Here is a 20,018-nt window from a genome sequence, read left to right as displayed (position 1 = left end):
GACCAGTTTTTTTTGACAGGATTAACAGGATTTTCAGGATTGTTTTTTCTATTCCGATCAATAAAACCTGTTAATCCTGTAAATCCTGTCAAATACCCTTTACCACCCCTGGTTTTGCTGGAGTGCCTGATATTTGACTATCTCCGTTTGGGGCACAGGACCGTAGTGCATGAAGTTATTTTTATACACTCGGGGCTCAACATCAACGACCGTGTACGTTCCGCGATTGATATTGACGCCTTTTGCGGTTTCGGTTAAATCGGCCTTCCACCGGCGTAAATCCCAGAACCGGAATCCCTCAAAGCAAAGCTCCAATCGACGTTCATTTCGGATGAGTTGCCGCATGTCTTCTTTCGTTGATACGCTCATCAGATACGGGTCAGCTTTCGGAATACCCGCCCGACTACGTATCGCACTAATTACTTCCCTGGCTGAGTATCCCCAGGTGCCCGAACCCGTTGGTCCCCAGGCTTCGTTGGCGGCTTCGGCGTAGAGCAGAAACAGCTCCGTGTAGCGCATATGCACTTCGTAATGCTTTTGGGTTGTGGTTGAAACGGGGTTCATATTGACTTCTTCGACCAGCAGTTTTTTCAGATAGTACCCAGTCCGTGTAGACGTTTCCAGCGAATCTTTCGCGTCGATGCCACCACCTACGCCCGTAAGAATCGTTTTTCCAGAAATCGTATTGCCGTTGTAAGCGATGTACTGGCGCAAACGTGGGTCACGGCTGTCGTATGGTTTTGTTCTATCGTATTTACTTTCTGGCCGGTCGATTGGATAGCCATTTGCCGCCGGAAAGGCATCAACAAGATTTTGTGTAGGGTTAACATTCCCTTTACCAAAAAGCGATGGCGGATAATTGGCGGCTTCACGCGTATTTGTCGTAACAACCGACCGTCTCCACAAGATTTCCTTCTGTTCGATTGGGCTGGCAGCCGATACGTTCAGTTTGTCGACGAGCGTTTTCAGGTAAAACTTATTCCCTTCCGGATCAAGCCCGGTCAGGCCACCAATGTCTTTCAATACGCTGCCAGCATGATTAGCGGCCAGCTCCCATTTGGTAGGATCTGTATTGAAGGCTGGGCTGGCAGCCAATAGCGCTACTTTTGCCCGTAACGCCCGGAGAATCCGGCCCGAAATACGCTGATTGAGTTCAGCCCCAAACACAATGTTATAGTTACTGGTCGATACCTTTTCATAGCCGGGCGGTAACTGAGCTGCACTGCTCACATTCAGGTAATCGTTCATGGTCAGATACTTCAGCGACTCGTTGATGTCGGCATAAATCCGATCGACGGATTCGGCAAACGTAGCCCTCGGAATATTGAAGTTGGCGTTTGCATCCAGAAACCGGTCAATGACCGGAATACCCAGCATCTGACCACCGGGACCGGGGCCAGCAACCGCTACCAACAGGTGATATTGCAACAAGGCACGTAGCGCATAAGCTTCTCCTTTGAACCGCTGCGTATAGAGCCAGTTCAGTTCTGGAACGGAGCCTTTCCAGTTGACCGTATCGATGAGCGTAATGAACTGATTCGTGATCTGAATGCCGGAAATGCAGTTGGCCCATTGATCCACCGGATTGTACATCGCCGACCATTGGCCCGTAGCCATACGCAGGTAATTATTCAGCTTATCGTTACTCACGGCATCGTCGGTTGCTACGTCGTTGAAGCTGAGGTTATTGGTTGGAATTTTGGTGTAAGCTCCCATCAGTACGCCTTCGGCATAACCAGGGTCCTGATAGAGCCGATCAATTGTGCTGTGATTATCATTCACGGGTTCCAGCAGGTCGCAGGACCAGAACGTAACCGTACCCAGCGCAAACAGGATGTATAGAACGAACTTCTTCATATCTTTTTCACAAATTAAAACGAGATGTTCAGACCCAGCGAATAGGAACGATACTGAGGTTCGCTGCCAATGTTCAGCTCCTTAAACTGACGGAACTTCGAAATCATAACCAGGTTCGACGCATCGGCAAAAACCGAAAACCCTTTCATATTCAGCTTGTTTGACACCTTAACAGGAACTGCATACGTAAGCTGCACTCGATCGACAGTAAAGTAGTTATCTCGATACAGCCAGAAATCAGAACTACGGTAGTTGTTGGTATTGGCAATTGAACTCAGCCTGGGGAATGTAGCAGTGGCCTGAGTAGCTTCCGTCCAGCGGTTCAGCACGAAGGTTGAATACTTATCGTCGCCATCGACCCAGAAATAGTTGTTCGAGATTTCGCCATCGGCACCCATTCGTCCATTGCCACGCGCAAACAGGGTCAGGTTTTTGTAGGAAAGGCGCAGGTTAAGGCCATACGAAAACGGAGCCTGCCACCGGCCAATACGTACCTCATCGTTGGCGTCGATAATGCCGTCACCGTTTTGGTCTTTGTACTTGATATCACCCGGCTTTACGGTTCCGAATGCCTGCGTTTCGTGGCTTTCAATATCGCTCCGGCTGTTGAAGAAACCATCCGAAGCCAAGCCAAAGCGGGCGTCGACCGGCTGACCGGTTCGATTTCGGTTGCTGGTGGCATACAACTCATCCCGTTTCTTCACCTTCGAATCAGCGTAGAGCATGTTGGCACCAACAACCAGTCGGAAGTCGCCCCAGTTTTCGCGGTACGAAAGTCCTAACTCGGCTCCCCGATAGGCATTGTCTTCAAAGTTGCGGTAGGGAATGAAGGTGGAGAAATAGTTGGGGTAGATGGTTTGCGGGCGGGTAATCTGGTCGTAATACAAGCTCGTGAACATATTGGCATCCAGCGACAACCGATTGCCAAACAGCAGGCTCTGAAAGCCGATGTTCAGTTCATTCCGTTTTTCGAAGGCAAGATTCGGATTGCCGCCATTCTGAGCGACTACACCAGCGCGCGACCGTGTACCTTCGTACCACGAGTAGCTACCAGAACTCGTATAGCGCTCGTCGTAGTTATAAAATCCACTGATGCCGTTGTCGGAATTCAGCAAACCAGCCGACACCCGAATTTTCAGATAATCGACAAACGACACCGACGACATAAACCCTTCTGAACTCATGACCCAGGCCAGCCCCAGCGATGGTGAGAAAGCCGTACGGTTATTGGCCGGCAGTTTAACGGAGTTTACGACGGCACCACTGAAATCGACCAGGTATTTGTTTTTGAAACCGTAGCCCAGTCGCAGCCCCAGATTGGCGTTTTTATTGCCCTGAATATCGCCCTGCACCTTGTCGTTCGTCAGATAGGCCAGCATCGAGCCGGTAATCTGGTGTACATCGTCTACGTTTTTATTGTAATCCAGCAATCCGTAAAAGCCGATCCGGCGCCGATACGACGCATTACCGACATTCTGGGTTCCGCTACGTACGTCTTCGCCATACTTCTTAAGACTAACAATACGGTCTTCGGTAGCAGACCAGGTCGGTTCATAAGCGGAATACGTATTGCTGATAAATTGATCGTACAGCGTCAGGAAATCGAAGCTCAGGTTGGTGTGAAACGCCAGCCCCGGAATCGAACGACTCAGGTCGAAATCAATTCGGTTGTTAAACGAAAACACCCGTTGCAACTGCCGATTTTGTCCACCCGCGTAGCCCGAGGCTATCGGGTTTGTCAGATACGTAGCGGTTCCACCAATCAGGTATTGCCCATCGACGTCCGTTTTACGTCCTTTGAGCAACGCATTTTCCGGATCGATTAGCGACATCGGAATTAAGGGAGCATACAAATTCGGCCGTAACGTAGCGGCATTGGCGAAAAAGCTTCCCTGTGGCATATTGTTGTCGTTCAGCACAAAAACGGCATCCAGCGCACTTTTAATCCAGGGATTAACCTTCAGGTCAATATTGCCACGCACGTTGAATACGTTGGAATTCATGGATTTACCTTCCCCGAAATTGTACAGGCTCCCGGTTTGGGTCCAGCCGATGTTCGTGTAGTACGTTGCTACGTTGTTGCCGCCCGAAAAATCGACCATTGCCCGTGAAAATGGCTTTTGCTGTTTTAAATACTCGCCCGAGTAATAGTCTACGCTGGGGTATCGGTAAGGATTACCAGTTCGGAAATTCTGGATTTGGGTAGGCGAATACTGGACACCCAGCCCATCATTTAGCCGCGCTTCATTATACAATTCCATGTAATCGGCCGACGAAAGATATTGGGGTAAAGCGCTGGGCCGGGAGATACCGTAAAAAGCGGTTGCATTGATCTGTTTCTTATACGCCTGTCCGCGTTTGGTGGTCACGAGCACTACGCCGTTGACCGCGTCATTGCCATACAAGATGGATGAGTTGATGTCTTTCAGGACCGAAATCTGCGCTACTTCCGACAGGTTGAGGGTGCTCACATCGCGCGGCAAACCATCGACCACAAACATCGGGCTACCAATGCCCCGAATATTTGAACTGCCGAGCATACCGGGAATCAAACCGTTAAGTGCCGAAGCAATGCTTTGTGTATTGTCGAACTGTCTGAGATCGTCGGGGTTCAATACACTGACCGCGTTGACCAGATTCCCTTTTTTGATTTTGCTGAACGCCACATTGATGTCGTCGCGCTGCCCAAACAGGAAGGGTGATTTTGGTAACGTCAGTCGTTCCTGATTGCTGTAATCACCGGGTTTAAATACGACGGACTCGAATCCGGGCGCTTCAATAAGTAAATCGCCCAATGTTGGAATAGAAATGGCGAACTGGCCGCTGGCATCGGTCTTGCTAACGGAAATACCTTCGTTACCGTAGATAGTCGCGTTACTGATTGGCGTACCATTTTCATCCGCAACGCTCGACTTGATCACCATCGGCGGAGCTGCTTTTTTCTGAGCTATAGCCACGACCTGACACAATAGCAACAGGCAGCTCAGGTATAGGTATATTCGTTTCATGTAATTCAACGGGTTAAAGGATGACACTACGTATTACTGGTTACCACCCTGGATTTTGGGGAAAACCTTCATACAGTTTTGTGTCTTTCAATTGGAAAGGAAGCCAGTTATGCCGTTTCTCAAAGACGCGGGTAACCACTACCCGTTCTTTCAAATTGGTGGGTTTGCCATTAGCTCCCCGATCAAAATCAATCGCCGTTTTCTGAAGGTATTCGGGGTTTCCGGCAATATTCCACCGGCGAAGGTCAAAAAAGCGATGCCCTTCAAAGGCGAACTCAACTGCCCGTTCCCGGATAATTTCTTTCATGAAAGCATCTTTCGATGCCGTGTATTTGTTAGCCAGGTTGGGCAACGTAGCGCGGTTTCGGATGGCGTTAACCGCATCGACAGCCGTTAATGCCGCTCCCGGCGATTGAGAAAGCGGTGACCCGTAGCCATGCAGTACGGCTTCGGCATACATCAGGTACACATCGGCCAGGCGCATCTGCGGATGATAGGATTGGAAACTTCCCCATCGGTTATCCCAGGGGTTACAGCCTTTGGGTGTCCATTTTTTGTAAAAATAGCCCGTAACGCTCCCTGCTACGTTGCTGCTGGCAGGCGTACCGTTCCGATGCATACCGTTGTTGGCCAGCTGAGCAAACTCGTTTTGCTTGGCTGCGGCAGCGGTGGCATTGTCCACCATACGGACGCCGTCGTAAATAATATCGACGTAGAATCTCGGATCGCGCCCGGTCCAGGGATCGTTCGGATTGTAGCCTGATTCAGGGTCATCAATGGGCAGGCCGTTGGCCATTCCGTAGTTTTTAATGAAGTTGTGCGTGGGCACTTCAACCCGGTTATTACCCGCGCCATATTGCACCGGATTGCTGACCCGATTGGTGGTAAACCGGACATAACTCGGAATGTAAACGGTCTGATTCATAATCACCTCAGTACCACCCGGCCGATCCCGGTTGCTGGGAGACCAAACCCAGAAATTATCCGTCCAGGTAGCCCAGGTTTGCAATCGGTATGCACCGGTTTCCCGGCATAGTTTAATCACATCGCCCAGCACATCGGCAGCCTGCTTACTCAGTTCCGCATCGTAAACATTCTGGCCCGTTGAGGATTCGTTCATCATCGGGCTGGCGGCATAGAGCAGGTTTTTACCCAGCATCGACAACGCATGGATTTTTGTAATCCGCTGTGCGTTATTACCCAACGTAGCAGCCCCCATAGCCGTACCGTCCCACTTCAACGGCAACAAATCGGCGGCTTCTTTGAAATCCTTAGCAGCTTTTAGCGCTGTTTCTTTGTACGTAAGCCGGGGTAGGGTGAGGGGTTCCGATGAGCTTTGTACGGCATCGACGTAGGGAAGACCGCCGTAGTATCGCATTAATTCAAAGTGAAAAAAGGCCCGAAAAAACAGGCATTGCCCTTTGATGGCGTTTTTCTCTTCCTGCGTGGCCTCCAGCATATCCAGCTTGCTCAGGCCGAGATTTGCCTTTCGGATGGCATACCAGGCAAACGGCCAGACACGCATTCCGGTGAGATTGGAATAGTAGTTGAAATTGGGGGTAGCACCGTACAGAAAGCTTGACTGGTTCCAGTAGTTGCCATCGTCCCAGGGCAGCGGCACCGTCGATAAAACCTCATCAGAAGCACTAAAGCTATAGAAGAAGTTACCCCCCAGCACTTTATGAATGTCAACTACGCTGTTGTAAATCTCCTCTACAAAGCCCTGAAAGCTGATAAAACTTCCATACACATCTTTGTCCGATATGGATGCTTCAGGAGCCCGGTCAAGGTAGCTTTCGCAACTGCTGGCAAAAAACGCAACGAACACCATACTGCTTACCAGCCAATGTCTGAGTCCGTGCAGTCTATTTCTGATCATGACCTATGTATTAAAAAGTTAAGTCGATACCGAAGTTTATGCGTCGTGGCGTAGGGTAAGCACCTGCATTGGCGGCACCACCCGAAGCGGCCGACTCCCGGTCGTCGGGAAGTTTCGACCAGAAGAGGAGGTTGTTGCCATTGACGAATAAACGTAGTGAAGAAACGCCCAGTCGATTGGTTACGGTCTTGGGCAAAGTGTAAGCAACCTCGGCCGCGCGCAGTCGCACGAACGAGCCGTCATAAATGAAATAATTACCAATAAATTGCCCCTGCGACTTCCATCTGGGCAGAAAGGACGTAGCATCCTGATTGTCTTTCGACCAGTGATCACGTACATGCGAAAACAGTACGTTCTGATACAGGTAAAAGTTGTCGAGCGGGATGTTCCGGGATACGTTGTTAACGGCAAAAAACTGCAGCATTACGGAGAACCCTTTGTAACTAGCCCCAATCGTCGCATTATAATTGTTCTGCGGTACGTCGGAGTGCCCAAACGGAACGGCATCGTCGTTGCTGGTAATGACACCATCACCATTATAATCCAGCGTATTATAATAACCGGGCAACTTGGATAAATCATTGGTTTGCTGCGGAACGCTGGCATACACCTCATCCCAGTTATTGTAAAAGCCGGTATTGATCAGGCTTCGGGTTTGGCCAATCTGAAAGCCGGCCTGCTTCTGATAGGCAGCCTGCAGGGCTGGATCATCGCGATTTAGTACGGTATTTTGGGTGTGGGTAAACGCGAAATTGCCCCAAAGGTTTATGCCCGACGGAAAGCGCTTGTTCAGCTTCAGTTCCAGTTCATACCCTTTTGATTTTACCTGACCCAGGTTTGCTGAGGGCGGTGTGGCCCCAAAATAAGGCGGAATGGCTCTGGAAGCCCCCGTAATAATGATGTCGGTTCTGTTCTCCGTGAAATAGTCAAAATTCATCTGAATCAGATCATTGAAAAGACCTATTTCAGCACCATAATTGTGTTTTCGCGCTTTTTCCCAGTGGATATCCGGGTTACCGACAATCGATTCTTTATACCAGAGATAAGGACTTTTTTCGTTCGGGTTCGCATTCAGCAAGCTCGAATTCCCATACGCATACTGCGACTGGTACGCCCACCTCGATCCACCAGCATCATCCCCCACGGTTCCGGCGCTGTAGCGGAATTTCAAATGGTTGATGGCGGGGATTTTAAAGAACTTTTCGTTAGAGACATTCCAGCCAAATGCGTAAGACGGGAAGAAGTCAAAGCGGTAGCCTGGACCGAATTTTTCCGACCCATTGTAAGCCCCGTTAAACTCAAATAAATACCGGGAATCGTAGTCGTAGGTCGTCCGAAACACCCAGTCTTCGCGGTAGCTTGGAAACATACTGCCCTGCGCAAACTGCTCGCGTTTGAATAAGCCCATTGCTCCTACATTGTGCTTATCGAATGAGCGGGTATAATTCGACTGCAATTGATACATCAGTCGGCGCCGAATGGGTAGGTAGCCAACAAACGTCGAGGATACTTCTTCCGGGTTAATTGTCCACGGACTCGCCACCCAGTCAAACGCATTGGCAGCGGTAACTGGCGTGGTTTCCGTGTACTGGCTTGGATCTTGACCTTCGCCGGTGTACCGGTCTGGGTAAACAATTTTCCCGAGCAGGTTGCTCTCGGGTCGCACGTTATTCTGGTCCGTAATACCGCCAACGGTTTGCAGGCTATTGTCATAGAATAACAAACCCGTTACGCTAAGTCCTTTCGTTAGAAAGTCTAGTTTCTGCTCAATGGTAAAATCAGTATTTAAGGCTACTTCACGGCGCTCCCATACGCCCGTATTGTAAATCAACGCAACCGGGTTTTGAAGCTGCTCCGGAGGCAGCGCATAGTTTTGGCCCCAGCTTCCATCGGGGTATTGCGGCAAGATAGCATCCGGCGGAAACCGATACGCTGCTGCCCAGGCCAGTGGGTTGGTGCCCGACGTACCACTGGCGTAGGAGTAGTTGGTGTTCTTCTGGCTGAAAAAACCGGCCAGATTCACCTTCAGGTTCGTGGTGCCGGTGACGCGAAAGTCCAGATTGCTCCGAAAGTTAAACCGGTTAAAGCTATAGCTGGGATCGTAATTCTTATTGTTCTCGTACTTTTTAAACATGTCGCTCTCGTTCAGATACGCCAGCGACCCAAAATATTTGACAAATTTGGTTCCCCCCGTTACGTTCAGATTCGCCTTCTGCGACCAGGAAACATCTTTGAACATGGCTTTTTTCCAGTCGACATTCGGGTAGAGAATGGAGTTAATATCGCTCTGGGGCCGCCGGTAACGTAACGCCACTTCATACGGTACGTAGTCGCCCCACGAAACCGGACTGATGGGTCCTTCGCGTTCAATCATCTCATTTCGGAGCATGATGGCTTCAAAGGAGTCCAGCTTATCGGGCAGGCGAGACACCGACAGGGCCGTCGCATTATACGAGACGGCAAGCTGCGGTTTGGATTCGGAACCCCGTTTGGTCGTGATCAGGATAACCCCATTCGCCCCCTTCACCCCGAAAACGGCGGTTGCCGAAGCATCTTTCAAAACCGACACCGTAGCTACCTCGTTTACGTCGATGTTCTCCATGTTACGTTCAACACCATCGACCATAATGAGTGGTTGACCGCCATTCCATGTGTTACGTCCACGAATAAAAATCGAGGTGGCACTTTCGCCGTTGGCGGTTCCACCCGGCTCGCCACTGGCGGTGATCGTTGTTAAACCCGGCAGGTTTCCCGTCAACGCCTGTTTGAGGTCGGTTACGTTACCTACCCGTTTTAACTCTTCATTTGTTGTCTGCACAATAGACCCGACTACGCTCTCTTTTTTTTGCGTGCCAAACCCCACCACAACCACCTCGTCGAGCGTCTTGTCGTCGCCTTTGAGCACTACGTCGATTTTCGTCCGGTTTCCAACCGTAATTTCCTGCGATAGAAAGCCTACGTAAGAGAAAACCAGTGTAGTTTCCCGAGTCGGTACACTGAGAGAAAATTTTCCCTCAGTATCCGTGGTCGTGCCCCGCTGCGTTCCTTTAATCAGAACGGTTACACCAGGGAGCTTTTCGCCCTTATCGTCAACAATTGATCCTGTAATGGGAATGTCAGCTTTAGCGTCTGGTGTTACGTCCGTTGCCGAAGAGTTTGACTCGACTTCGTTGGGCGTCAGTACTATCTGTTTACCGATAATCCGGTATTTTATGCTGATTGGCGTCAGCAGTTGATTCAGTACGTCTGCTAATTTGTCGTTCCGGTAGTTTACCGAAACAGCTGGTTGTTCGGGTAGTAATTTGGTGCGGTACGTAAACGTAATGTCTACCTGCTTTCCAATCAGCGATAGCACTTCGGCTACACTTCGGTTCTCTATTTTAAGAGTCACTTTCTTGTTCAGTAAATCCTGAACGGCTGGTTCACGCGCCAGCGTGAAGTTTGAGAAAGCAACTACTATAGCCAATGGTATAAGCAGCACTCTCATCAGGAATCGGCAGCATAGAGAACTATAAACGTTTCTCATTGATTTGATCTTTCTTGATTTTAGGCAATAGTTTTCCTGTATCCATTCTAACGGATATCAATATACGTAGACAAAAAAGAGGAGGTAAGCCCGGTATGATAGCAGGTGGGCTCTGTTTTTAGAAGGATAGTTTATAGCATAAGCGCTCGCGTTTTTGTTGGATTGATCGTGTCGATTTACAGGCACCGTCGGGCGTTTATGACGATGTGCGTTTCTTCTATTTTATACGTAGCATTAATCGCTTCACAGAGTACATCCAGTCGTTGATACAGCGATTCATCGTTGAATGAAGTGGTTAATCGACAGCCGGTGAGCAAGCTCTTATCGAACTGAATCTCTACCCCGTACGACCTCTGAAGGTTTTCAAGCAGTTCGGCAACAGGAATGTTATCGAACGTAGTTGGCTGGCGTTCACTTGCTGGCAAAACCGGTAACGGTTCATCGACCAACGTCCGGCTCAGCCTGTCCGAATCGGCTTTGTAATCCGCCTGTTGATTGGGCAACAAAATCACCCCCTCCGCTTGCTCTGCAACCTCTCCCTTTGCCTTCTTATAGACAAACACTTTCCCCGTCTTTACGGCTACGGTCATGTGCTTATCATCTCCGTTGGTCTTTATCCAAAAGCTTGTCCCTAATACTTTGGTAGTCAATTCATTCGTATACACAACGAATGGTTTTTGAGGATTACGGGCGACCTCAAAAAAAGCATCTCCAGTTAAATAAACCTCACGAACTGAATCGGTAAAATAGGTTTTATAACGAAGTTCAGCGCCACGCGACAGCGTTATACGACTATTATCCGGAAGCCTTATGATCATAGAATCGGCCGTGTTGTTCGATACCCGGGTTAAATCGCCCGATAATATACCATACGCGTCGCGGCTTAGTGAAACCAGGTTATTTTCTTCATGTTGAATCTGCCATACAGTTAATCCGCTAACTAATACCAACAGAGCGGCTGCCGCCCTGAACCACGTTCGTTGCCACAGCGGCACAACGAGAACCGGTTGGTTGATGGACTGTTGGAGGTTTTGCCAGATATCATCCACATCCTGTTTTTCAACGTCGACGTAGGTAGCCGCGCCTAACCTCAGCACAATTTGCCTAGCCAGACTGATCGTTTCCTGCTGAAAAGGGTATGTTTCCAGTACCAAAGACCAGAAACGATTACTCGCCGGGTCTGGATTCTTGACCCATCGAATAAACTCCCCGTCCTGCACAAAGTCGTCGAGATCGTATGTAGCGTATTTCTCAAGCATATAGCATGGCAACCAAACGTCTAAATGGAACTTATAGACGTTTGTACTCAAAATGATCTAAAAATATTTTTACTCTTTATTGATATGGTTAAAAACGAGCAGAAAAAGCCAGCCCGCCAACTCGCAGATTTCTTTTAACTGCGCGATGGATCGGTGAATGAGGTTACGTACCGACTGGTTATTAATCTGCATGACCGAGGCTATTTCGTCGAGGGAGAAATCATGGAAATAGCGGAGCTGAATAACTTCCTGCTGGCGTTTAGGAAGCCGGTCGATGGCTTTTCGAAGTGCTTTGATCTGGTACTCAGAATCTTCCTGTTCAATAATAGTGTGCTCTAACGGCAAGTCGCTAAAAACCTTGTCCAATATTTGCTCTACATCAGTCCAGGCTACCGGAGCTAATACTTTACTATTATTAACAATCCGATTACGTAGCGATCTAAATAGATAGAATCGGATATTGTCGGTATCGGAAAGGTTGTCACGATGCAGCCACAAATGCAGGAATAAATCGTGAATACTATCTTTAATAAGTTGTTGGTTGGAGCATACCCGGTAACCATACCGTAGCAGATCTTTGATATTTCGATCGTAGATCCAGGTAAATGCCATCCTGTCTCCTTTTCGAAACGCTGCCCATAGTTCGCTATCAGATGGTGATTGCACAGGTGGAAGGTTTTAGAGCAAACTAACAAAATCCTCAAACTCAACAGAAAATCCTTTCCTTTCTTAACGCACTAAGTATGCTTATACAAAGATAGAAGCACATAAATATGAAACAAAGGAAATAGAATTATTTTTTTGTTAAATAGAATGAAATGACTTTATGTAGCTTACTTACAGTTGTTAGCAAGTAATATGTTTTATTATTTATAAAAATATTTACAAATACAATTCGTTCCAGCTATCCTAGTAACCCTCCCCAATCGTTTGTTCAAATCAAGCTCCTAACTCCTCTCCCACACAGTTGGATATAACCAATGAACCGACGGCTTTATATAGCGCTTTAAACGGATCTACGACAAAAAGCTTACGATAAATCAATTCTACCCGATCTGTTTGAGACTAGTTATCAGAAACATCTGTCAGTGAGACCATCGGCCTACTTAATCTAGTCTGCAGACATACCAAATGTTCATAAAACAATAGTCCCCGGTCGCAAAGCAACCGGGGAGCTACGATAAACCTATGATGAAAAACAGGAATGGCGGCTATAAGCCTGAACCATCGGCCTTACCACGCGCAACGGCGTAAGACCCAATATTTTTACCGCATTGTAAGCCTACAACACAATCGAAACGGTAGTGAATAAGTCCATATATCCGGGAATTGGAGGCATCCTGCGCCTGCGCCCAGAACTCGTCGGCACGTTCAGGAAACACACTTCCCAGAACCGTTGCAGCGGCAGCGGAGAAGGTAGAGTGTCCTGACGTATAGGACGGGAAGTTTGGCAAACCAACGGAGGTTTTAACACCAAATTGTTGAGGGCGTGGATAGTAGTAATAGTATTTCGTATCCCAGCAGCAGATACCGGCATCCATCAATGCTGTATTTACCAGCGCTAGTGTGCGGGCCATACGTACTTCGCTGTATTTGGCATCGTTAGCGGCATTAGCGGCCATCCGGCTCCAATGGCCCGGCGGAGTATAACTGCCAGCACCATCGGCCCAATAGTTCGCAATACGTGCCTGTTCGCGGGTTTGATCTTTCTGGATGCTTCTAAGCTCCTCCAGATCCTTCGTAAATTCTGTGCTATTCAGGGCTGGTGGGGCTGCAGGACGAAGCTTGATTTTGGTGGCTTCATCAAAATTCCAGGTTATCACCGAGCCGTAGGTAGGTAACATAGGCGGGCGTTTTGGGCTTTCCTGGCTCAACCATACATCTGATAAACCACGGCTTTTCACCGACTCAATCATGGCTGCTGTTGCCCCCTGGTTGTTGGCCATCCCCATACCGTCGGATCTCGCACGACCCATTACTTTAGCGGCCACCTGATTACCTAGATCCGCACCTGCTGCCAGATCGCTTTTTACGTTCATGCCAGCCCACAGACGGCTGTTCTGATGTTCGGCCAGCTTAGCATCCAGAAACGGCACCTCTCCCGGAAACATGGCTTTTAACACTACGTATGAAGCGGCAGCAACTACCGCATCTTCGGATGGATACGACGGCAAGGCTGAGGCAGGCAATGCAACTTTAACACTTGCATCGACCTTACCCGGAGCCACCCGCTTGTATTTGTATTTATAGTTCCAGGCCGCCACCAACGCATCATATTGCGCTACGCTCAGGTAAGCCAGTGCCCGAGCCGTATAGGGTGGGTTGGCAAACGGAAATTTGGGGTCAGCCAACGGGTTGTTCATATCAGGAACCGGATATTTACCTTCTGCATTTGAGGCTGGCGGTATATTGTAACGAGCAGCCAGTTCGCGGGCAATTTCATTCCAACGATAAACGGCCCCGGCGCCCCAATACACAACGGCCTGCTGCTGTTCAGTCGTTAAACTCGACGACTGCGATTTCAGATCGGCGAGTTCAGCCTGATACTCCGATGACGTCGTCAGCGTAGGAGCTGCTACCGTTACGTCGGTTGGGGCTGTCAGTACGTAGGTTTTCCAGCTAGCGGCTTTTTCGTCTACGCTCGCTGGCGTGTAGCCAACACGTAATGGCTCTGTGATACTTTTATCGCAGGAAACCGTAGCGACTGCTACCGCTGCCATTACGCTGCAAAGAGATACGATCTTACTATATTTTTTCATGACGCGTTACGGTCTATTTTTTGAAGTCAATCTGATACAATAATCCAACAGTGTAGCTCGTGCTTTGTCCAACGTTGCGGCCGTCGAGAACGTAGCCGATCCGGGCATTCACCCCAATATGCCGGGGCTGAACTTTGCCGTACCAACCTACCGACGTCGCTTCCATATTATTGGTTGGGAAAGGCATATCATTCCGACGAATATCATCGCCCGTTAAACCACCCATTCGTTCGGCAAAAATTTCAGTTTGCCACTTCCGACGCAGAATACCCAGCTTTACACTCGCATCGTACGTATTAGGCACACTCACTTCATTGGTGTTATACAACCGGTTATTCGCCACATACGCATCGCGATCAACCTTGATCGTGCTCCGCCAGTTATAGGTTCCGTAGGCTGTCAGATAGATTCCCGTTTTGGGATGCTTGTAGCTCGCCAGTAATCGCCCGGTAGCTGTCCGCGCCCGTAAGCCGATTGACATGGGCAGGAAATCCGGCACGTAGTTCGATGCGGGTAGCGATCCGCCAAGGATGGTATGCAATGAAAAGCCACCAGCCTGGACTGTTTTAATTTTTACCCAGGCCGATAAGTCCTGAATCCCTTTTTGTCCCATCAGGTTGCCAGCACTAGCCTCAGTCCATACGTAAGGCAAGCTTAATAAGAGGTTCACCCGCCGACTAATTCCAATAGCAGGCATCACCATTACGTTCTGCGTAGTCAGCGTGCCAATATTTTCATTATGTCGTTTAAGCGGCCCTTCCCAATATTCGTTCCAGGTGCTACGTCCATACATGCCAGCAATACATACCGACCCTTTCGCCATGTAAATGGCATCGTTCGGCATTTGGGCTTTTGCCGATAGAGACATCAGCAGCAAACCGCCAGTCAGGATTTTTAAAGGTGTTTTCATTGATAAGTTAACTAAACAAGTTCACAATGGAGTAAGTCGTTGTCATACTGGTTATGGCCCTACTACCAGCAGCCATAACCAGTATGTGCTCCGATCACAGGCGGAGACCTACGGTCAGGACAGCGTTCCGACCATCAGACGGCCACACGCCAGGGCCAGGATAGAACGTCGGACGTTTCGTAAAATATTGTTTGTTCAATAGATTGTTAATGCTGCCACGTAGCGTCAGTTGACGACCAATATGCCAGGTACCGTTCAAGTCAAGCAAACCATAAGATGGCACGGGCCCAACAGCCCCATTGGCCGATGGCGTAGCCGTATTTAACGCGTCGGAGAAGGTTTCGCTAACGTAGCTGTATTGCAGTGTCAGGCTAGCCAGTCCGTAGCGAGCAGTAATCCCATTCCGTGTTGTCCAGCGAGGAGCCGACTCTACCTGGTTACCCGCCACCGTACGGTTTTCAGAACCAGCCGCCACCCGACCATTCAGATAGCGTGCATTGTTGTAAGCCGTCGATGTAAAGCCGCTGATCAGAAACTTTTCAGTACGTACTAACTGAGCTTCAATCAGTGCTTCTACCCCCGTGCTGCGGCTATCGCCAATGTTGGTCCGGAAAATATAATTCGATCCGTCAGGATTACTCAACAATAACGTACCCAACCGATTCCGATACAGTAGATCGAACAGTGTTACGTTCAGGTGTAATCCCTGCCAGCGACCTTCAAAACCAACTTCGGCGTTATAGCCGTAGGCATCTTTCAAATCCTTGTCGATACGTTCGTAAACTGATGTTGGAATAATATCCTTAAATACGACAGGCCGGTACGACTGCGCCCAACCGCCATATACTTTCAGCACATCGTTAATCTGATATTGTGCATTTACGCCCAGCAACGCAAATTTATGCGTGATGTCGGTTGGCAGATTCTCGGGAGCGTAGTACGTAATTTCTCCGCGCATTTCGGTCTTCCCGTGTTCAATACGAATGCCAGGCGAAAGCGTCAGGCGGTCGGTCAGATGAAACTGACTCTCTGCGAAGGCAGCAATATTTTTCGTGCGAAAATGCAGATCACGCCGGAATGGACTGGTCAAAGTCAAATCATAGTCGCTGGCGGTGGTTCCTACGCCGAGTTGACGACGATGGAGGTCGTTACTCATAAGCTGAATTCCCCCCGCAACAGTTGCCGCTACGTTACCGATCTTATAATTATGCAGTAAGCGCAGTTCGGTGGTATAACTATTGAAATTATCGATATCGACCTGCCGGGCACGGTACTGTCCCGTGGCGGGGTTGATCGTATCCTTCACCGTAGCGAATGCATCCACTTGAACGCTGTTTCGGGCGCCAAGCACAGCCGATGTGGTCCACAGCAAACGAGTCCGATCCGACAGTTGCCAATCCACTTTTATGGACGGCACATAAATATCAGGATTGAAATAGTTACGGCTCCGCGTCGACTGGCGTGGGTCCTGCGCAAACATGGCATCCGTTAATGGTCCTGGAATCTGATACGTATAGGCAGAGCGTCCAAATTCGGCAGTGATGCCCAGTCGTTGATTCGCCTGATAGAGCAACCGAGCGAGTTGAGCATCGGCATTCGATTCGCTATTTTTCCGATAGCCATCAGAGTGGCGACGATAATAGTAAGCATAGTACGTCCATTTACCGACGCGGCCACCAATGGCGTTGTAGGTGCTTAGCAAGCCATATGACCCTACCGAATTGATTGTTTCAAAACCAAACTGGCGGGTGCTGTCAGCGCGTTTTGTTACGTAGTTCAGCATACCGCCAAACTGAGCACCGTATTGTAGGGAAGCTGTTCCCCGCACAAATTCAATGCGATCTACACTTTCCATCGGAGCCGAATAGTGGCTGGCTGGATAGCCATACATATCAGAGTTGGTAATGACTCCATTCTGACGAATGTTATTCTCCCACGAACGGTGTGGATCAAGACCACGGGTCGATACGTTAATCTGGTTACCTGTACCGTCCATGTCGTACACAAACACGCCCGGAATACGAGCAAACAACTGGCGGGGCGTTTTCTCGGCTACGTTGATATCGACCTCCGACAGTTTAACGACTTCGCTACGTTTACCACCCATCAGATACGTACCATACACCGCTGGTAATGCCTCGACAACAGCCGATTTAACTCCTTTGACTGTTACCTGATTTAACGTACGAGTGGGAAGTGAATCGGGTTTTGTTTCCTGCTTATTAGCCACTCCCTGCGCCAACAATTGGGAAGGAAGTACTATAAGACATACATATAGAAACAGTAAAAATTGCTTTTTATTCATGGTCAGATTGTACTATTAATGACGAGCTTACGCATGTACTTTTGGGGCTAGCCACGGTTTCCACTACGTTGTCGTTGCGTATTGTCAGTATATGCCACTATGCTTGTTGCATATACAGGCAATTGTTCATGTTATATGATGAGTAGCTTTTAATAGCTATCAGCAGTCCGCAGCGTGATTACTGATAGCTACTTCTTCGGAGGCAGTCAACGGATCGGTTAGAACCAGCGCGAAACGTTAACGGAAATCAGATAGTCGGCAAAAGCCGCGTCGCCGTGTCGAACGCCCAGCGGATCGAGACGGTCAGAATAGCTCTTGATTCGATTGCGGTATAAAGCGATAGGTGCCGTAGCAGCCACCGAGGTCTTGTTCCGCATATAGGCTAAGCCAGGCTCTACAGAAACGATATAGCCCGGACGACGAAATCCAGAGCTACCACCAAAGGCGTCGATTGCGGGAACGCCTTCCACACGTCCGCCCAGCATAACAGACAGGCCGGGCATAAAGCCTAGTGACTGGCTCAAACCCACCCGCGCAGCAAACTGGTCGGCCACCGAAAAGGTACCCGTTACCAGATCGATAGTGGTGGCTTCCGGACTGCGAACAACGCCGTTTGTTTCGCGTGGATTAAACAGGTAATAGCCATTGGCATAGGCCGTCAGCGTTTTGGTTAGCTGCGCATACCCCTGCAATTCAATGCTGGCTCCCACCCCGCCATCGCCCAGTTGAATGGATTGATCAACAGGTTTAACAATAGTATAGTCTTTACCTTCTTTATCGAGTTTATGGAACGTATCGGTTGCCTGATAGTTACCAGTTGGCAGTTTGACGCCCAATCCGACGGCCAGATTAGCCTTTGGCAACGTAGCGGGGTTAATTACCCAGTAGCTACCAGAAATCCGTAAATCACCAACGCCCTGCGATCCCGTATGGAAACGCTTTTGCTCGGGGTTCTGGGCAACCGCATTTCCGTAATGCTCGTACAGCGACGAACGATCGTTGTACTGGATCGGCAGATTGACTGAGAACGACAACCGGTGATTGACCAGATAGGTCAGTCCTAAATCAAGCGCATGTGAAATATTGACAACCTGGGTTCCCTGCTCAACGCGCTGTTTCTGCTCCTCATCACCAACGAAGTGTTTGTAGGAGCGAAAGAAACGGTATCCGGCCGATACCTGCCAATGCCCGTTCCGTTGTTTAAAAAAGTCGGCTGAATTGGGGGCCGTACTGCTCATATGGCGAACAGCAACACACCCTTGAGCCAGCGTTAATGAGGAAGAAACTAGTATACAAGCTACCGCCAGAACGATAGTAGAAATCGTTTTCATAATAAATAGATCTGAGTTTGATTACGAATTGCCTAATACATCGGCCAATGCCTATTACCTGAATCTATGGCTCAGGTTAACAGCACCTTATGGCATTCTGATTTGGGCAAAAAGATCGTCAAAACCCCCGGTATGGCTCAGGAGTTGCTCACTACGTAATGAGGCACGGGATAAGCAGACTTGTTCCCGCTTCAGGACGTAGCATACAGCTTCCCAATCAGAACATACATCTGGGGAGAATGACAGTAATACAGGAGAACTCAGATCTCAGGCGGGGGAGAATGAACAGGCAGCGAGCGGGCTGCAAACACGAATACGGCTTCAGGGATGCGAACAGCCTCGCGCCAATTGGACGATAAAAAGCTAAAAATGATTCGAGGATTGATCGAATATTCTTTCAGCAGAAACTTCAGAAACTGGTTAGCTTTCTGATTGGTATCAGTAGTACCAGTAATATGATCGTTTAAAAACGAGAGTAAATCACTTTGCCAGAACGAGCGCTTACTGGTTTCCAGACCAGAAATGTGAAGTATATCGCCCACTATTTCCAGACTCACTACGTCATAGTAACGGCCTTTGTACGTAAAGCCTTCCGTAGTTGTATTGGTAATAGCAGTGGCGTCGGGTTTGTCTTTGAGGGGAATTTGAAACTCAACGATACTATCAACAGACCGGTAAACCAGCAGTCGCTCAGAAAGATCATGTTCAGCCTGCCACCATGCGCCAACGCACACAAGCACATGGGCCAGTGTGTGGTAGAGCAGCAGCGCTGAGAGACCAATTGAAACGACTTTCTTTAGCATTCTGAAAGTAAATTTATCCCAAAAATAATACTAAAATTTGAAACAAAATCTATTCATGTTAATTACTGGGTATTTTTACTGACATTTTAAGCCGAATACTAGTAGGCATATATATCGTAGGCATCAAATTTAGTAGTCCAAATTACCTGTATACCAGCACAGCTTGAGATAGTTAGCCAGGTATTTTTTGACCGAACTGGCTTATTCCGGGAGCTATTCAAACAAACGAAAAAACGGATTGGCAACAACCAGTTCATATCATTCATACTCAGAAAATGGCCTTTCAAATCAAGACGACTCCGCAATTAGTCTAGAAAACAGGATGAAAATAACGGGTGCTTACCCTCTATCCAGATCAACTATTGTGCCAGTTGCTAGTGC

11 protein-coding genes are annotated in these 20,018 nt (G+C 48.7%); all 11 read right to left on the bottom strand.

Annotated features, from left to right (window positions below):
- Positions 1–99: 99 nt before the first annotated feature.
- Positions 100–1,857, bottom strand: coding sequence for a RagB/SusD family nutrient uptake outer membrane protein (locus GK108_RS18630; protein ID WP_163951841.1), 1,758 nt, complete (start codon positions 1,855–1,857; stop codon positions 100–102).
- A 14-nt stretch (positions 1,858–1,871) separates the two neighbouring features.
- On the bottom strand, positions 1,872–4,865 hold the full coding sequence (locus GK108_RS18625) for a SusC/RagA family TonB-linked outer membrane protein (protein ID WP_163951839.1): 2,994 nt from the start codon (positions 4,863–4,865) through the stop codon (positions 1,872–1,874).
- 40 nt (positions 4,866–4,905) lie between these two features.
- Positions 4,906–6,744 (bottom strand): RagB/SusD family nutrient uptake outer membrane protein, encoded by a 1,839-nt coding sequence (locus tag GK108_RS18620; RefSeq protein WP_163951837.1) that lies wholly within the window; start codon positions 6,742–6,744, stop codon positions 4,906–4,908.
- A gap of 10 nt (positions 6,745–6,754) precedes the next feature.
- Positions 6,755–10,231 carry a TonB-dependent receptor gene (locus GK108_RS18615; RefSeq protein ID WP_163951834.1) on the bottom strand — a complete coding sequence of 1,159 codons (3,477 nt, stop codon included), beginning with the start codon at positions 10,229–10,231 and terminating at the stop codon, positions 6,755–6,757.
- Positions 10,232–10,446: 215 nt separating this feature from the next.
- Entirely contained in the window at positions 10,447–11,529 is a 1,083-nt protein-coding gene (locus tag GK108_RS18610; protein ID WP_163951831.1) for a FecR family protein, read from the bottom strand.
- A 69-nt stretch (positions 11,530–11,598) separates the two neighbouring features.
- Entirely contained in the window at positions 11,599–12,195 is a 597-nt protein-coding gene (locus GK108_RS18605) for an RNA polymerase sigma factor (protein WP_163951829.1), read from the bottom strand.
- A gap of 545 nt (positions 12,196–12,740) precedes the next feature.
- Complete coding sequence (locus GK108_RS18600; protein ID WP_163951827.1) at positions 12,741–14,288, bottom strand: phosphatase PAP2 family protein; 1,548 nt, start codon at positions 14,286–14,288, stop codon at positions 12,741–12,743.
- A 13-nt stretch (positions 14,289–14,301) separates the two neighbouring features.
- On the bottom strand, positions 14,302–15,198 hold the full coding sequence (locus tag GK108_RS18595; protein ID WP_163951825.1) for a hypothetical protein: 897 nt from the start codon (positions 15,196–15,198) through the stop codon (positions 14,302–14,304).
- A 94-nt stretch (positions 15,199–15,292) separates the two neighbouring features.
- The gene (locus tag GK108_RS18590; protein ID WP_163951823.1) at positions 15,293–17,503 is read right to left on the bottom strand and encodes a TonB-dependent receptor family protein; all 2,211 of its coding nucleotides are present in this window, start codon (positions 17,501–17,503) and stop codon (positions 15,293–15,295) included.
- Positions 17,504–17,721: 218 nt separating this feature from the next.
- Positions 17,722–18,834: a hypothetical protein gene (locus tag GK108_RS18585; RefSeq protein WP_163951821.1), complete on the bottom strand. Its 1,113-nt coding sequence runs from the start codon at positions 18,832–18,834 to the stop codon at positions 17,722–17,724.
- Positions 18,835–19,094: 260 nt separating this feature from the next.
- On the bottom strand, positions 19,095–19,637 hold the full coding sequence (locus GK108_RS18580) for a hypothetical protein (protein ID WP_163951819.1): 543 nt from the start codon (positions 19,635–19,637) through the stop codon (positions 19,095–19,097).
- Between the last annotated feature and the right edge of the window lie 381 nt (positions 19,638–20,018).

The organism is Spirosoma terrae (genome assembly GCF_010435915.1).
GTDB classification, from domain to species: Bacteria; Bacteroidota; Bacteroidia; order Cytophagales; family Spirosomataceae; genus Spirosoma; species Spirosoma terrae.
This window is presented reverse-complemented; position numbering and strand designations above follow the sequence as displayed.

Coding starts and splice junctions, on each gene's coding strand:
- GK108_RS18630 (WP_163951841.1), bottom strand. CDS start 1,857: ATGAAGAAGTTCGTTCTATACATCCTGTTTGCGCTGGGTACGGTTACG.
- GK108_RS18625 (WP_163951839.1), bottom strand. CDS start 4,865: ATGAAACGAATATACCTATACCTGAGCTGCCTGTTGCTATTGTGTCAG.
- GK108_RS18620 (WP_163951837.1), bottom strand. CDS start 6,744: ATGATCAGAAATAGACTGCACGGACTCAGACATTGGCTGGTAAGCAGT.
- GK108_RS18615 (WP_163951834.1), bottom strand. CDS start 10,231: ATGAGAGTGCTGCTTATACCATTGGCTATAGTAGTTGCTTTCTCAAAC.
- GK108_RS18610 (WP_163951831.1), bottom strand. CDS start 11,529: ATGCTTGAGAAATACGCTACATACGATCTCGACGACTTTGTGCAGGAC.
- GK108_RS18600 (WP_163951827.1), bottom strand. CDS start 14,288: ATGAAAAAATATAGTAAGATCGTATCTCTTTGCAGCGTAATGGCAGCG.
- GK108_RS18595 (WP_163951825.1), bottom strand. CDS start 15,198: ATGAAAACACCTTTAAAAATCCTGACTGGCGGTTTGCTGCTGATGTCT.
- GK108_RS18590 (WP_163951823.1), bottom strand. CDS start 17,503: ATGAATAAAAAGCAATTTTTACTGTTTCTATATGTATGTCTTATAGTA.
- GK108_RS18585 (WP_163951821.1), bottom strand. CDS start 18,834: ATGAAAACGATTTCTACTATCGTTCTGGCGGTAGCTTGTATACTAGTT.
- GK108_RS18580 (WP_163951819.1), bottom strand. CDS start 19,637: ATGCTAAAGAAAGTCGTTTCAATTGGTCTCTCAGCGCTGCTGCTCTAC.